This window comes from Sphingorhabdus sp., assembly GCF_046596595.1.
GTDB lineage: Bacteria > Pseudomonadota > Alphaproteobacteria > Sphingomonadales > Sphingomonadaceae > Sphingorhabdus_B.
The window spans coordinates 14,484-29,639 of sequence record NZ_JBKJMB010000036.1 but is presented as its reverse complement, the minus strand read 5'-3'; the positions used below and the strand labels follow the sequence as shown (position 1 = coordinate 29,639).

The window sequence follows — 15,156 nt, the reverse complement described above, 5'->3', positions numbered from 1 at the left end:
CAACAACACCTTACAAAATGATATGCACGGCTGACAAATGAATGTGCGCACATTCTGAAACTTGATTTAGCGACCTATCTCCGCCAATGGCTTGGCATGTCCGACGTCCGACCCTTAAGTTTTCAGGACCTGATCCTTACGCTTCACGATTATTGGGGCCAACAAGGCTGTGCGATATTGCAGCCTTATGACATGCGCATGGGGGCAGGGACGTTCCATCCGGCGACCGCGCTTCGTGCGCTTGGCCCGGAAAGTTGGAACGCGGCCTATGTGCAACCGTCGCGGCGCCCCACCGACGGGCGTTACGGCGAAAACCCGAACCGGCTTCAGCATTATTATCAATATCAGGTAATCATGAAGCCGAGCCCGCCGGATTTGCAGGCGATGTATCTCGGGTCGCTCGATGCCATCGGTATTGACCCGCTGCTTCATGACATCCGCTTTGTCGAGGACGACTGGGAAAGCCCGACTTTAGGTGCATGGGGCCTTGGTTGGGAAGTCTGGTGCGACGGGATGGAAGTCACCCAGTTCACCTATTTCCAACAGGTCGGCGGGTTCGATTGCAAGCCGGTGGCGGGCGAATTGACCTACGGGCTTGAGCGGCTTGCCATGTATATTCAGGGTGTCGACAGCGTTTACGACCTTGCGTTCAACAATCACGGCGTAAGCTATGGCGATGTGTTCCTCAAAAACGAGCAGGAACATTCAAAGTATAATTTCGAGATTGCGGACACCACTCAACTGTTCAAAGGCTTTGAACATGCCGAGGCGGAGGCCCAGCGTTGTATTGCTGCCAACATTCCGCTCGCGGCATATGATCAGGCCATCGAGGCAAGCCACTTGTTCAACCTACTGCAAGCACGCGGCGTCATCTCCGTACAGGAACGCGCCAGCTACATGGGCCGCGTCCGCGACCTCGCCAAAGGCAGTTGCCAGGCCTGGATGGAAAAGAACGGGTGGGCGGCGTGATGGTGGGTGACGTGAATCCTCCCCGCACGCGGGGAGGGGGACCGCGGAGCGGTGGAGGGGGTTCTCGGCCCATGCAACGTCCTATCGTGTACAGCGCCCGGAAACTCCGCCGCGAAATGAGCCTACCCGAGGTTCTGCTTTGGGAACAATTGCGTGCAGGCAAGATGGGAACCAAATTCCGTCGACAATATCCAATCGGACCTTATATCGCTGATTTTTATTCTACGTCAGCGAAGCTGGTAATCGAGATTGACGGTGAGGCCCACGATCGAGGAGGTCGACCTCAGCGAGATGATGTTAGAGATGCTGCCATGCAGGGGGCAGGGCTGAATGTTCTTCGTATTGCAGCCGTGGATGTGCTTAAAAATATGGACGCAGTGTTGCAGAGCATCTGTGCTGCGGTTGACGCCCCCCTCCACCGTGCGAGCACGGTCCCCCTCCCCGCAGGCGGGGAGGAATTGGTATGACCGACTTCCTTTTAGAACTGCGTTCGGAGGAAATCCCTGCGCGGATGCAATTGAAGGGCAAGGAAGACCTTGCGCGCTTGTTCAGCGATGCGCTGGCCAAGGCCGGGCTTGCGGCGGCATCGGTTGAAACCTTCGCGACGCCGCGGCGTCTGGCGCTGATAGCGACGGGGCTGCCGCTTGCGACCGATGCTGTATCCGAAGAAACCAAAGGTCCAAAGGTCGGCGCGCCGCCACAGGCGATGGAGGGCTTTCTGCGTAAAACGGGGCTCACGCAGGATCAACTGACCGAGCGCGACGGTGTGTATTTCGCGGTCGTGGAAAAGGCTGGGCGGCAGACCGCCGATGTGCTGGCCGAAGCGATCCCAGCAATCATTCGCGCCTTCCCTTGGCCGAAATCGCAACGCTGGGGCGCAGCGTCGATTTCGACCGAAAGCCTGCGCTGGGTCCGCCCGTTGCAGGGCATCGTCGCGCTTCTTGGCGATGATGTCGTGCCTTGCGAGATTGACGGCATCGTCAGCGGCGCGGCCACGATGGGGCATCGTTTCCACCACAGCGGCCCCATAACGATTGGCAATGCAGGCGATTATATCGAGAAATTGCGCGCCTGCCATGTCATCGTCCATTGCTCCGAACGCTGCCGCATTATCCGTGATGGTGCAAAGGCTGTTGCTCAGGCGGCGGGGCTAAATTTGGTTGAGGACGAAGGTTTGGTCATTGAGAATGCCGGCCTGACCGAATGGCCAGTGCCGATGCTTGGCCGTTTTGACCCCGCGTTCCTGGATGTTCCGCAGGAGGTCATTCAATTGACCGCGCGCGTGAACCAGAAATATTTTGTTTGCCATGACAGCAATGGCAAACTTGCCAATGCGTTCGTCTGCACTGCGAATATCGATGCGCACGACGGCGGCGCAGCGATTGTTGCCGGCAATGAAAAGGTTCTTGCCGCGCGCCTGTCGGACGCGAAGTTCTTTTGGGAGCAGGATCTCAAGGTTTCGCTTGATGACCAAGCGCAGAAGCTGGCGCAGATTACGTTTCACGAGAAATTGGGCAGTGTGGCCGACAAGGTTGACCGCGTGGCGAAACTGGCCCGCTGGTTGGTTGAAGAGGGCATTGTCAAATCCTCCCCGGAACGGGGAGGTGGCGCTCGCGCAGCGAGTGACGGAGGGGGCTCTCTGCCTTCCGCGTCGCCGCAAGCTGACGGCCCCCTCCACCGTGCAAGCACGGTCCCCCTCCCCGCAGGCGGGGAGGAGCTAGCCGCCCAGGCCGCACGCGCGGCGCGTCTGTGCAAGGCGGACCTTGTCACCGGAATGGTTGGCGAGTTCCCTGAACTACAAGGCATCATGGGCGGATATTACGCCCGCGTGCAGGGCGAAAGCGACGCCGTCGCCGACGCTATCCGCGACCATTACAAGCCCGTCGGGCAGGGCGATGATGTGCCCACTGCGCCGGTGACGGTTGCGGTTAGCCTGGCGGACAAGCTGGACACGCTTGCGCAGTTCTTCGCTGCCGGTATGCCACCTACGGGGTCGAAAGATCCGTTCGCGTTGCGGCGTGCAGCTATCGGATTTCTGTCACTGCTGCTTCAAAATAACCTGCGCTGCTCGCTTCGGGAAACGCTTGATGCAACCGGTGCCGGAGCAAGCTTCGATACGTTGGAAGAATTTTTGGTCGACCGCCTAAAAGTCCAACAACGCGAAGCGGGCGTGCGGCACGATTTGATTGATGCGGTGTTTAGCCTTGGCGGTGAGGATGATCTTGTCCGGCTGCTGGCGAGGGTCAAGGCATTGCAGGCATATATCACGACGGCCGAGGGCGCGAATTTGTTGGCGGCTTACAAGCGCGCGGCGAACATTCTCAAGGGTTCGACACCCGTGTCGCCCGTCTTGGATAGGGCAACAGATGCGCCTATGTCCGACGCTGCCGAACAGCAAATGCCGCAGACGGGCGAGGAAGACCCGTTTGTCGACGTCGACCAAGGGATGCGCGCGGCCATCGCCGGCAACCATGGCCGCACCGCGGGAATCATTCCCGAAGGCGCGGCCGCAGCGGATATTGCTTTGCTCGGCGCGCTCGATATTGCAGAGCCACAGGCGCAGAAGGCGCTTGAGGCCGAACAATTTGAAGACGCCATGGCGGCGCTTGCAACCTTGCGCGAACCGATTGACCGTTTCTTTGATGAAGTGATGGTGAACGACGAAGATCCGGCGAAGCGGGCGTTTCGTTTGGGTTTGCTCGCGCGGTTCCGCGATGCGGTTACTCAAGTGGCCGATTTTTCGAAGATTGAGGGGTAAAGGGCGGACCAGCTTCATCGTCATGCTGAACGTGTTTCAGCATCTTACTTTCCAGTATTTCGTGCAGAAACGAGTAAGACCCTGAAACAAGTTCAGGGTGACGGCCAAAAAGATTTTCGGGTGGCATGTTATCCGCCACCCAAGGGAGTGATGAATGACGCAATATGTGTTTCGGTTCGGTGGCGGTGTGTCGGATGGCGATGAGAACATCCGTGGCAACAAGAATATCCTCGGCGGCAAAGGCGCGAACCTCGATGGCATGGCTTCGATTGGCTTGCCTGTGCCTCCCGGCTTCACGATCACGACCGAAATGTGCACGGCATATTACGCCAATGGCCAAAGCTTTCCCGACAGCGTGCGTGCCGAGGTCGCGAACGGCCTGAAACATATTGAACAGGTAACGGGCAAATCCTTTGGCGATCCGGCCAATCCCTTATTGGTCTCGGTGCGGTCGGGCGCGCGGGTTTCGATGCCGGGTATGATGGATACCGTTCTGAATCTCGGCCTAAACGACGATACCGTAGAGGGGCTTGCAACCTCATCGGGTGATGCGCGCTTTGCATGGGACAGTTACCGCCGCTTCATTCAGATGTACGCCGATGTCGTGCTTGAGCTTGACCATGGCGCGTTTGAAGAGGCGCTTGAAATCGCCAAGGAAGACCAGGGCTATTATCTCGATACCGAATTGTCAGCCAGTGACCTCAAGGCATTGGTGGCCGAGTATAAGCGCCTTGTCGCGGCCCAATGGGGCAAGCCATTTCCGCAGGACGTGCACGACCAATTATGGGGCGCGGTGGGCGCGGTGTTCGGATCGTGGGAATCGGACCGGGCAAAGGTCTATCGCCGCCTGAACAATATCCCGGGCGACTGGGGCACTGCGGTTAATGTGCAGGCGATGGTGTTCGGCAATATGGGGGAAACATCGGCTACCGGTGTCGCCTTCACGCGCGATCCGGCGACCGGCGAGAACGCATATTATGGCGAATATCTGATCAACGCGCAGGGCGAGGATGTGGTCGCGGGTATCCGCACGCCGCAATATCTCACCAAGACCGCGCGCGAGCGCGCAGGCGCAAAGCCCTTGTCGATGGAAGAATCCATGCCGCAGGTTTATACCGAGCTGGCACGCGTGTTCGAAATTCTCGAGACGCATTATCGCGACATGCAGGATATCGAATTCACCGTCGAGCGCGAGAAATTGTGGATGCTGCAAACCCGTTCGGGCAAGCGCACAGCCAAAGCTGCGTTGAAAATCGCGGTCGATATGGCCGAAGCAGGCATGATCACAACGGATGAGGCAGTGTTGCGCGTTGATCCGATGGCGCTCGACCAGTTGCTTCACCCGACGCTTGATCCCAAAGCCGTCCGTGATGTGTTGACGTCCGGCCTGCCCGCCTCACCCGGCGCTGCGTCGGGCGAGATCGTGTTTGACGCCGACACTGCCGAACGCTTCAATGACATGGGCAAGGCGGTCATTCTGGTCCGGATCGAAACCAGCCCAGAAGACATTCACGGCATGCACGCCGCCAAGGGCATATTGACCGCGCGTGGCGGAATGACCAGCCATGCGGCGGTCGTCGCGCGTGGCATGGGACGTCCCTGCGTATCGGGCGCGGGTAGTATTCAGATTGATGCTGCGGCAAAGATTTTGCGGATTGCAGGCCGGACCTTGAAAGAGGGCGAGATCATCACGCTTGATGGCTCGACCGGCGAAGTGATGGCGGGCGAAGTGCCCACCATCCAGCCCGAGCTGGTGGGTGATTTCGGGACCTTGATGGTCTGGGCAGATGCTGGCCGCCGGATGAAGGTCCGCGCCAATGCCGAAACGCCACTGGACGCGCAAACCGCGCGTGACTTTGGCGCGGAAGGCATTGGCCTGTGCCGCACTGAGCATATGTTCTTCGACGCAGCGCGGATCACTGCCGTGCGCCAGATGATCCTCGCCGACGACGAGAAGGGCCGCCGCATTGCGCTCGACAAATTGCTGCCCGAACAGCGCAAGGATTTTACCGCGATATTCGAGGTAATGGCAGGCCTTCCAGTAACCATTCGGTTGCTTGACCCGCCATTGCATGAATTCCTGCCGCATCAGGAAAGCGAATTTGCCGAAGTTGCGGCTGCTGCTGGCGTGGGTATCGAGGTGTTGAAACAACGCGCGGCCGAGCTGCATGAATTCAACCCGATGCTTGGACATCGCGGCTGCCGTTTGGGGGTGACCTATCCCGAAATCTACGAGATGCAGGCACGTGCAATTTTTGAGGCAGCGTGCAGCCTTGCGGTTGCGCCAGTTCCGGAAATCATGATCCCGCTCGTTGGTACACGGCGCGAACTTGAGTTGATGAAGGACGTGGTAGACAAGGCTGCCGAGGCGGTGTTTGCCGAACAAGGCAAGAGAATCGAATATCTTGTCGGCACGATGATCGAGCTGCCGCGCGCCGCATTGATGGCGGACGAAATTGCCGAAGTCGGCAGCTTCTTCAGCTTTGGCACCAATGACCTTACGCAAACGACATTGGGCGTCAGCCGCGACGACGCCGCACGTTTCCTGACGCATTATGTCGACAAGGGCATTTACGCGCGCGACCCGTTTGTCAGCCTTGATGTCGAAGGCGTTGGCCAGTTGATCGAGATTGCGGTCAACAAAGGCCGCGCAACCCGCCCCGACATCAAACTTGGCATATGCGGTGAACATGGCGGCGATCCGGCATCGATCGCGTTCTGTGAAAAGGTCGGCCTCGATTATGTAAGTGCCTCGCCCTACCGCGTCCCCATCGCGCGGCTGGCCGCAGCACAGGCGGCGCTTGCCAGCCGCTAAACGAGGCACCGCCAAAGATTTTGCGCGGCGTTGCACGCTGCGCTAAATGTCAAATTAGCTATTGCACAAGCGCGCCTGCGTCCGTAATAGCGGCGCTCCAGTGCACCCGTAGCTCAGCTGGATAGAGCATCAGACTACGAATCTGAGGGCCGGGCGTTCGAATCGCTCCGGGTGCACCATTTCCGTACAGTGTTGGGCACTAGTCCTGCGGCCTCGGCCGACACTGCGGCCAGCAGGTTATTCTTTCGCCCTGTGATGCGAATCTGGGTGTCACCAACTTCGACACGATCAACGAGCAGACGTAGATACTGGTGCCGGAAAGACTTTTCGTCCGGTGAACGCAGTTTCTGGGTCAGCAGACGTCCAAACGATTCGATTCGCGCAGGGGTCACCTGGGTGTTTTTCTGATCAAGCTGGCGTTCGGTTAGCTCGATGTCCTGGTCAATGTTTGCCCGCTGAGCGGCCAACTGACCGAGTTCGGAAGCGATCTGCGGATCGTCAGGCGAGCAGACCCCATTGCGGACGAGCTTAATCACATTTGTGCGCTCTGCTTCGAGATGCGTTCGGCGGGCACGTAGCCGAGCCAGGTCTGCGGCGCGTGCCTGTCGCGATTTGTCGTTCTGCTCGATCCAGCCTGACAGCAAGGCAGCGAGGCGCTTTGGTTCGATAACTTTCTTTACCAAGGCATCGACTACGACATCGTCGAGCTTCTCCATCGGCACCCGTCGCCCAAGGCACTGCGTAACGCCCTGCGTTTGACGACGCGAACAGGCATAATAACGGTACTGCCCCGATTTTCCAGTGGAAGTCGTAAGCCCGCCCCCGCAACCGTCGTCACCGCAGCCGCAGGTCACAAGAGATGTCAGCAAGTTTGAGTTGTGCTTATCGGCATTTTCGCCCATTTTGGGATCACGCGCTTTGAGCTGCGCCTGAACGGCATAAAAAAGATCTTCGTCAATGATCGGGGGCACAGGAATAGGTACCCACTCGTCCTCTGGGCGATCCTCGCCAGATTTGCTGTCTCGGCGATTGTAGATGACATAGCCTATGTAGGCCGTGTTTTTGAGGATATGATGCACGTTGCTCGTGTGGAACGGCTTTCCGCGCAACCGCTCGCCCCGTTTGTTTAAACAAGCCGCAAGCCGCGAGACGCCCATAGGACCTTCCGCGTCGCCGTGAATGTAAAGCGCAAAGATATCTCGCACGATCGCTGCCGAGTGCACTTCGATCTCAAGCTTTTTGCGATCCTTGCCCTTTGGCTGCGGTACGGCAGTTGACTCATAACCGAATGGCGGGGTCTGCCCGTTCCAGTGTCCTTGCACCGCGTTTGCCAACATATTGCTACGCACGTGCTTGCCATTTTCTGCGGATTGAAATTCATCGAACAGCGCAAGTATGCCAAGCGCCATTTCGCTCGCCGGGTCTTCCCCGAAATCTTGGGTGATCGAGACAAGACGCACACCTGCACGCTTTAGGCGTTGGCGATATTTCATGTAGTCGAACGCATTGCGGAACGCACGCGACAGACTGTGAACAACTATAAGATCAAATGGCTTATCGGTGCTTGTCGCTGCCGCAATCATGGCCTGGAACTCAGGCCGGTTGTCATTAGTCGCCGACGCACCCTTTTCAACGAAGGTCTGCACATGACCGGCGCCCTGGGCAGTGATCCATTTCTGGCAAGTGGCTTCTTGGTTCGGGAGGCTGATTGCATTGTCTTCCTGCCGCGATGTTGAAACTCGCGCATAGATCACAGCGCGCTTGCCAGCAAAACCAGTCATTATTTATCCTTCATTATTTGCCGTAATGCATCTCCCAGAAAAAGATCGATGAGCGCGATTTCCTGGTCGAGGTCCATGTTAGCGTTTTCGATCGCGCCCGTCCCATCCAAATTGCGCAGCGCACTGTCGCAAAATGAGTCATCCGCTCGGTCTGCGGTAAATTTTCGGCCCGAGAGTTTTGGCGGCTTGTCCATACCGATGCGCTACGCGCGCCACCATGGACAAGCTTGGAGGGGTAAGCATTTTTATCGCTTCTTCGTCCTGAGGGGATCTGTAGCTGGTCCGATAGTCATCATAGCGGCATCGCGAGCAGCTAGTAGCTCAAGACCAAGGTCGGTTGTTCCAAGCGAGGCTGGCTGTTGACCATGCTGTTTGATCGTTTTCACGCCCTTCGCCCCAGAGCCCACGTTACTCGGAATACTAAGGATGTGGGAGTGTTGGCGCCGTTCGTAGGCCTCGACCTTTTTCTGGGTTTCCGACTGTATTTCTGGCGCACCTTGCCAATTTTTGCGATAGGCCTCGCAATCGTCGCCCTTGTTGTCAAGCCAGAGGTGTAGCTTGTATCGCGCGGTATAGCCGAGCTTACCTGGCAACGGCAGTGAAGGTATCTTAGCCGCAGCTTTGCGTTGCAAGTGCGAACCAGTAGTCAGTGAATTGCTGAGTTGATCGGGCGAGGGCCGGCCGGTTAAGCCAGCCGCAGTTATGTTCGGCAAAATAACGACCGGATAAGCTAGTGGATGATGAAATTGTACCCATGATAGCATTAACCATGTTGCTGCTTGACCATAAGTTAGCTGGCTGATTTCTCTGTCCCGAACCGGAAATCCGGGACTCCATTTAACTGCCTTTGCCATTTTGCGCGTATCGCTGTAGATCTCATACAAAGCTACGTTTACGAAATCCCGCCACTCCAGTCCCCCGATCGACACTGCAGGAATTGCGGGCAGAACATTTTTTCTTAGCCTGCCCTGCTCTGCATGCCGTGGCTGTTGTGCTACGTCCTCGAGAGGACGGGGATCAATTTCGATTTCACCTGTATTTGGATTGATGTTGATATCGCGGCGCATCAATTGTGCCAGCATCGAGTCTGCGCTAGGGTTATCTCCATCCGGATCGACCGCCCCTACCGACTGCAAACTGGCCGATATGAGCAGTTGGCGGGCTAAGTCATTGTTGCCGCCAGTCTGTTTAAGCAGACTTGTCAGCTGATAGGGATTACCATTGCTGTCAAACAACAAACGCAAGAAAGCACCGAGATTCTGTCCCAACCGCGAGAGCTCCGCGAGCGCAGCATGTGCTATCAGGAGCGGTAGGTACCTTTTCTTGTCTCCTTTGACACCGGGCCACGCTAGCATTTTGGCCGCTAACTTTGATGCATTCGCAAATTGCTTCGAACGCAGCATCTCAGCCAGGTGAGGGGCACTTGTTTGCAAGGCAAAAATTCTATCCACAATGTCGGCGATACGAACACCGATTATAGTTTGGACATGATCGTCGCCTAGGCATACCCGATAAGCTTCGACGATTGCGTCTTTTGCTCTTGAAATCGCTTCCCTATCCGGCGCCTTTGACGCCAGCAGCCAGTAAAGAAAGTTCCGTGAATTCGGCTCAAGTGGGTCAATCCCAAGCACGAACCAGAATGCCTCGAACAAATCGAATGCAGTCATCGTACCGGGCGCAAAAGTGAGATCATGATCTGTCGGCGCTGGTGCCAGGCCAGCCGCTGCGAGATGAGGCAACCTCGCCATTCCCCAACGAACATGGTCAGCAGGACCGCCATAGGCAGGTCGCCAGCGCTGCTCAGGAGAGGCGGGATAAAAGTCCCAGCCGGACCAAAGCACGTCAGTCACGGAAGGCTCACGACGCGATGCCCCCTTGCTGGCAGCCAGAATGTCATGATGGGCAAATAGCCGCCAGAGTACGTCTTCGATATTCATTTTGAGAGCCTTTCAATTCGTCTGATGGTCCTAACGACCGCGTCACGTCGCGCTTTACGTTCAGCCTTGGCTGCGACGATGAGCGCATCCCAATTCTCGAGCAGCGCAATGCGTTGGTTGGTCAAATTGGCAAGTTCTTCCGCCGCGCTTTCGTCTGTGACTTTGTCTTGCGAGATGTAATCGGCGAGGCGCAGAAGCTTTTCACGGTTTTGATCAAGGGCGAGCTTGATCTCTACAACCGAAGCAAACAGCTTCGAATTGCCAGCAACAGGTTGAGGCGGCGTCATCCGTCATCCTCCTCATCGCCGAACAGATCGACTGCCGTATCGGCATCGTGCTGCTGGGTTGTCGTACCCTTTTGTGATTGAGCGAGGCGCAGGCGCACGTTCGCGCCGTGCTTTGCCAGCCAGTCATAAGCCTCGCCGCAATTGAGACCAACCGGATGGTCAATCTCCAACGCGGCGGCCGTCCGCTCAATCAGGTATAGCTGGCGCAGTTTTGGTGTGTGGGCGCGCCATGTTTGCCGAGAGGGGTTTTCGGCAACCCAAGCCAGAAAGCTTCGATGGCGTTCCTCGTATCGCTCGATTTCGCGTGCGAGCATTAGCTGCTGACCAAGACGCGTGAATGTGTCGTAATGCGTGCGTACAGCCGCAAGTTCGACCTTTGCGACTGGTTCATCTTCGCGGGCACCCATCGACTCAAGCAGAGTCATGTAATGGACCAAAGGGATGTCTCGCAGCCAGGCGCGCGCCTCAGCATCCTCATATACAAATCCATGGTGCACATCATCAGCGCCAAGGCGGTACTTTGCGGCGTCCGGATGACGCGCTTTGGTCTTGGCCTGTTGCTGGGCGAGCGTCAGCTGCTTCTTGGCTTCGGCTAGTCGGAGCCTTTGCTGCTGGGCTTGCCGCTCGGCTGTCTTGAGATCACGCCATGTTCTCAGTTCATCGTTGTTCATACCTACCGTTCCTTTGCTTGATTGGTGAGCACCACATTGCAAAGCGCCAAGCACATTGCTTGGAGGGGTAAGAACAAAGTTCAAAAATTGTTTTTCCGGTTTGCCGTTCCGAGACCTGATTTTCTTCCGGATTGGCCAACATGTCCAACGGTGGCTGTTAGCTGCCCATCGACCCCTAATTCTATTTGAAGCGCTTTTCCAAAGGCTGTCGCTAACGCGCCGTGGGTCTGCAACATGGAGTACGTTGGTAGATACAACCTGAGTACCAGCTAAGTGCGTTCGCGCCCGCAGCGTCGCTGACAGACAATCTGCTGCTTTCAGGCTGGCCTTTTTCCTTACCCCTCCGAGGCATCCTTGCGCCAGACGACCAAAAGGTGCGTGATTATTCGCAAGCCCAAAAGACGAATGAAGTAAGTGAAGAGGGGGTGGTTGGCGTAAGAAATGTTTGCTGCTGCAAACGAGGCTTCGCCGGCAACCACCCCCCTCTTTTTTCTTCATCGCTTTTAGGCTCGCTTGAGGGATTTGCAATTATGGCCGAAATCTACGTCAATGACCGGTGGCAGCGCGCAAGCGAGACTGAGATCAAGCGCGCGCTTCGAGAGGATGGCGCGAGCACGCGCCTTCGGGCAAAAGAACGCAGCCGATCGGTTGTCGAGGCCCGCGCGGCTGCGCTTGCCAATAGCCGATCTGCACGGGCCGAGCGGGCGCATGTGGCTGCGGTCAAGCGACTGCAAATTGACCTAGGTCTGCTTGCGCCCTCGAGGGACTTTGGACCCAGAATCCGTATGCGCAACGCGCAGCGGCGCAAAGGCAAGAAACGCGACCTTGAGGTCCGGATTACGAAAGACAACCGTAAGGCAGTTCCTCAACCAAAAGCGATACGGCCGAAAAAACCAATTATTGATGCACGCGGTCGCGAGAGCGTTTTTGTTCGGGTTCGCTATCTTGGGCTCAAGACGCCGGGCTGGCGGCCCGGGCGCGCTGGCGAGCATGCCCGGTATCTTTGCGGCGAAGACGCCAAATTGGGTAGGGAGATCATCACCAACATGGGCGATACCCTGGAGGAAGTGGTCGAAGCATGGAACTGCATCGAGAAGCTTGAGATCGGCGCGCGCAAGAACGCCAAGGTGCAGCAGCGCATCGTCATCTACTTGCCCGAAGAGCTGTCGGAAGACGAGCAGCGTCAGTTTGTTCGCGAGTATTGCGAGCGAGAATTTGGCCGGCTCGGTCTGGGCTATTCCGCTTCCGTCCACATAGACCCGCGTGGATGCAACGGACATGCGCACATAGACCACAGCAACCGTCCTTTTGTGCGCAACGGCCCGTATGATTGGACCTTTGCTGCCGAAAAAATCAATGGGCTTGATAGCAAGCAAGGCTTGAAGGCGATGCGCGCGCGCATCGCCAGCGCGCTCAACGTTGCGCTACACAAGGCTGGCAGCGAGCGGCGATACACCCATCAAAGCTATGCCGAGCGTGGCATTGCTGCACACCGCCAGGAGCATCTGGGCCAACAGCGTGCAGCGGCTGTCCGCATGGGAGAAGCTGTAGCAATGGCAGAGCGAAACGCTGCGCGCGCGAACGCTAATGAAGCGGCATATGCGGTTTACTGTGAGCAGCTCAAGGTGGACGCAGCTGAGCAGGAAGTACGTCATCTTGAAACCGATCAGCGCGATAGAGAAGCTTTGCAACAGGCGATGGAAAGTTCGCAATCACTGCATAACCTAGCTATAGAAAACGCATCTGTGGCGGCGACTGCTCCTTTGCAGACAACAACTTCCGGCGATCAGGCAAAGTCGGATTCAACGATCCTTTCGGATGCCAGAGCGCAGGCCAAGGCGTTAAGAGACAGTGCCATGGCCATTGCGTCGCTCGGCTCAGAAGCAAATCTTGAAGGCACGGCTTTAAGCGATGCTGATCGACGCGCTTTTAGTCTAAGTCGCGATCTGTCCCCTGTGGTTCCATTGATCAAGCAGATTGCTGCGGCGGATGTAGAGACTTCCTCAATGCAGGATCGTGCACGCGAAGACGAGCGCTATGACGCAGCGATCCAGAAATTGCGGGACGTGCTGGAGGCGAAGCGCGTCGCTGCCGCTGTCAAGGCGCGCGCTAATGTTGCCGTGGTAGACCAGCAGGCCGTTAAAGCTCAGGCCGTGCTTCAGAAGGCGGACGGTCCGGTTCCGCAGCAAGCAACGGTGATTGCCGCACCTACTATACCGGCATCCGACATCAAGCCATTTCGGCCGATCGAGGCACCCAAACAGCATATCCATAAGGCAAAGCCTGATCCTGCGCCGACCGTTGCTGATCCGATGTCAGCGCCCGTCAAGCTGGATAATGCCAGCCAAGATCAAAAACCCATGTCAACGCCCGAAGTCGTGCCTGACCTGCAAGTGCAGGCATCTCCACCTGCGCGCAAACAGGAACCTGATCCGCCCAAACCAAATTTCCAAGCTGCAGCTATTGGACTTACTGGGCACGCAGTTCTCGATTTGCTTAGAGCAAGCAACCCACCATCGTACGAAACCCTCAAGGCGGCTTCCAAACTGTTCGACACATGGAAAGATCAGGACGCGCAATTTGTTCAACGCTACGTAGAGTCGCTGTTTGACCAGATACCGGCGAATAGTGCGATGCATGGATGGCTGACGTTGCTCAAGCAGCCAGCAGGAACAGACAAGGATGTAGAAACTGCTGAACTAACCAAGCAACTGCTGGCCAATGAGGCTTTCATGATCCGCATTCGCGCCGAGACGCCGCTGCTCGAACTGATGCTATTTCGGCAGTTGAAGCGCCATTCAACCGAAGATCTCGCAGCTCGCGGTGGCCCTGATAGCGGGACCAAGCACGATATCATTGCAATCCAGACGCCTGCCCAGACTATCACCGACTCCATATTGGAGAGCCCATCAACGCCGCTTACGCCGACGGCGAAAGCTGCCTCTGCGATCTCTGAGCCTGTACCAGCAAGCAAAACACCTGACCCCGCCCTCCTGTATCAGGACATTGTGCTGCACGCGTTGGCCGAGCGCTTATTGTCTGGTGTTTACTGGGAAGACGCCGGCAACAAAAGGCTACTCATCCTCACCAATACCAGTGCAGCACGGCTCAACGTGCCAGCACGCATCGAGATTGCAGCCGGCGTTGTGCAGATCATCGATCAGACAATCGCGCAAGCTGACCAGGAGGAGACCCTTCTTCGCAGGTATATCGAACGGCGCCCTGATACCGTTCAAGTTTCGAAGCTGCGCATCTTGCTTCCCGAATATGCGGACAAGAAGTTGCTGGATATTGCCGACAAGCACTCAAAAGACCCCGAGCGCCGCAAACTCTATGCTGCTATGCCTCGGATCGCGAAAAATGGCGCTATTTACGATCAAAGATTCTGGGACGATTTCATAGCATCACCAGAGGGCAAGGCTGTAGCAGAAGCTACCGACAACCGAACCGAGTATGAAAGCGGTCCCCTTCCGATCAGAGAAAGCACAGATGACAATAAGGCAGCTCCGCGCTTTGCAGGCTTTATGCCTCCGAAAACAGAAGACAAGGGACGCAAGCTTGAGGTTGGCATACATCCCAAGCTCGACGCGTATCTTGCTGCGGATGCAAGCAAGGACGACGCGGCACGGCGACGGATCGCTGAGGAAATCGTCAAAGACGAAGCAGCAGCGCTTGTCGTGAAAAGCCTTACTGCTGCTGATCGCAAATCTATCAAGGATGACTCGCGGTACAACGATCTCGCCAGAGGCAACAGCCCTCACCCGACGGATAGCCGGGGCCATGACATAGGCCAGCAGATGGATCGCGGCCTCAGTCCTGAGGCCGATTGAGGAAGGCGAGCGCGCCTCAAGCCCATTAAGCTGACTGGGGTCAGGTGAAGTGAGGTTGGAAGGAAGAGTGGAAAAAAGCACTCGGCCTTCGGCCTCATCAATCATGCC

9 protein-coding genes and 1 tRNA gene are annotated in these 15,156 nt (G+C 56.9%); 6 read left to right on the top strand and 4 right to left on the bottom strand.

Annotated elements, in window-relative coordinates; all coding sequences use genetic code 11:
• Positions 1 to 96 precede the first annotated feature (96 nt).
• From ACLL9E_RS03075 to ACLL9E_RS03055, 5 genes are all read left to right on the top strand, one after another.
• Positions 97 to 969 carry a glycine--tRNA ligase subunit alpha gene (locus tag ACLL9E_RS03075; protein ID WP_411290273.1) on the top strand — a complete coding sequence of 291 codons (873 nt, stop codon included), beginning with the start codon at positions 97 to 99 and terminating at the stop codon, positions 967 to 969.
• Positions 970 to 1,040: 71 nt separating this feature from the next.
• Positions 1,041 to 1,436 carry an endonuclease domain-containing protein gene (locus ACLL9E_RS03070; protein WP_411290272.1) on the top strand — a complete coding sequence of 132 codons (396 nt, stop codon included), beginning with the start codon at positions 1,041 to 1,043 and terminating at the stop codon, positions 1,434 to 1,436.
• Complete coding sequence (gene glyS, locus ACLL9E_RS03065; RefSeq protein ID WP_411290271.1) at positions 1,433 to 3,727, top strand: glycine--tRNA ligase subunit beta; 2,295 nt, start codon at positions 1,433 to 1,435, stop codon at positions 3,725 to 3,727. The genes ACLL9E_RS03070 and glyS overlap by 4 nt, the downstream gene beginning before the upstream one ends.
• Positions 3,728 to 3,881: 154 nt before the next feature.
• Positions 3,882 to 6,542, top strand: coding sequence for a pyruvate, phosphate dikinase (gene ppdK / locus ACLL9E_RS03060; protein WP_411290270.1), 2,661 nt, complete (start codon positions 3,882 to 3,884; stop codon positions 6,540 to 6,542).
• A 102-nt stretch (positions 6,543 to 6,644) separates the two neighbouring features.
• Positions 6,645 to 6,721 (top strand) — tRNA-Arg (locus ACLL9E_RS03055).
• Here the strand turns inward: ACLL9E_RS03055 and ACLL9E_RS03050 are convergent.
• The 4 genes from ACLL9E_RS03050 to ACLL9E_RS03035 form a co-directional block, all read right to left on the bottom strand.
• Positions 6,677 to 8,323 (bottom strand): recombinase family protein, encoded by a 1,647-nt coding sequence (locus ACLL9E_RS03050; RefSeq protein ID WP_411290392.1) that lies wholly within the window; start codon positions 8,321 to 8,323, stop codon positions 6,677 to 6,679. The two genes, ACLL9E_RS03055 and ACLL9E_RS03050, sit on opposite strands and share 45 nt — an antisense overlap.
• 245 nt (positions 8,324 to 8,568) lie before the next feature.
• Entirely contained in the window at positions 8,569 to 10,260 is a 1,692-nt protein-coding gene (locus ACLL9E_RS03045; protein WP_411290269.1) for a hypothetical protein, read from the bottom strand.
• Positions 10,257 to 10,547, bottom strand: coding sequence for a hypothetical protein (locus ACLL9E_RS03040; RefSeq protein WP_411290268.1), 291 nt, complete (start codon positions 10,545 to 10,547; stop codon positions 10,257 to 10,259). Before ACLL9E_RS03040 ends, ACLL9E_RS03045 begins: the two co-directional genes overlap by 4 nt.
• Positions 10,544 to 11,218 carry a hypothetical protein gene (locus ACLL9E_RS03035; RefSeq protein WP_411290267.1) on the bottom strand — a complete coding sequence of 225 codons (675 nt, stop codon included), beginning with the start codon at positions 11,216 to 11,218 and terminating at the stop codon, positions 10,544 to 10,546. Before ACLL9E_RS03035 ends, ACLL9E_RS03040 begins: the two co-directional genes overlap by 4 nt.
• Positions 11,219 to 11,748: 530 nt before the next feature.
• On the opposite strand from ACLL9E_RS03035, the gene ACLL9E_RS03030 reads away from it, so the two are divergent.
• A complete protein-coding gene (locus tag ACLL9E_RS03030) occupies positions 11,749 to 15,048 on the top strand; it encodes a MobA/MobL family protein (protein WP_411290266.1) in 3,300 nt (1,099 codons plus the stop codon).
• Positions 15,049 to 15,156: the final 108 nt, after the last annotated feature.

Excerpts from the sequence above, each read along its gene's own strand:
- ACLL9E_RS03030 (WP_411290266.1), top strand. The coding sequence starts at position 11,749 with ATGGCCGAAATCTACGTCAATGACCGGTGGCAGCGCGCAAGCGAGACT.
- ACLL9E_RS03050 (WP_411290392.1), bottom strand. The coding sequence starts at position 8,323 with ATGACTGGTTTTGCTGGCAAGCGCGCTGTGATCTATGCGCGAGTTTCA.
- ppdK (WP_411290270.1), top strand. The coding sequence starts at position 3,882 with ATGACGCAATATGTGTTTCGGTTCGGTGGCGGTGTGTCGGATGGCGAT.
- glyS (WP_411290271.1), top strand. The coding sequence starts at position 1,433 with ATGACCGACTTCCTTTTAGAACTGCGTTCGGAGGAAATCCCTGCGCGG.
- ACLL9E_RS03075 (WP_411290273.1), top strand. The coding sequence starts at position 97 with ATGTCCGACGTCCGACCCTTAAGTTTTCAGGACCTGATCCTTACGCTT.
- ACLL9E_RS03070 (WP_411290272.1), top strand. The coding sequence starts at position 1,041 with ATGCAACGTCCTATCGTGTACAGCGCCCGGAAACTCCGCCGCGAAATG.
- ACLL9E_RS03040 (WP_411290268.1), bottom strand. The coding sequence starts at position 10,547 with ATGACGCCGCCTCAACCTGTTGCTGGCAATTCGAAGCTGTTTGCTTCG.
- ACLL9E_RS03045 (WP_411290269.1), bottom strand. The coding sequence starts at position 10,260 with ATGAATATCGAAGACGTACTCTGGCGGCTATTTGCCCATCATGACATT.
- ACLL9E_RS03035 (WP_411290267.1), bottom strand. The coding sequence starts at position 11,218 with ATGAACAACGATGAACTGAGAACATGGCGTGATCTCAAGACAGCCGAG.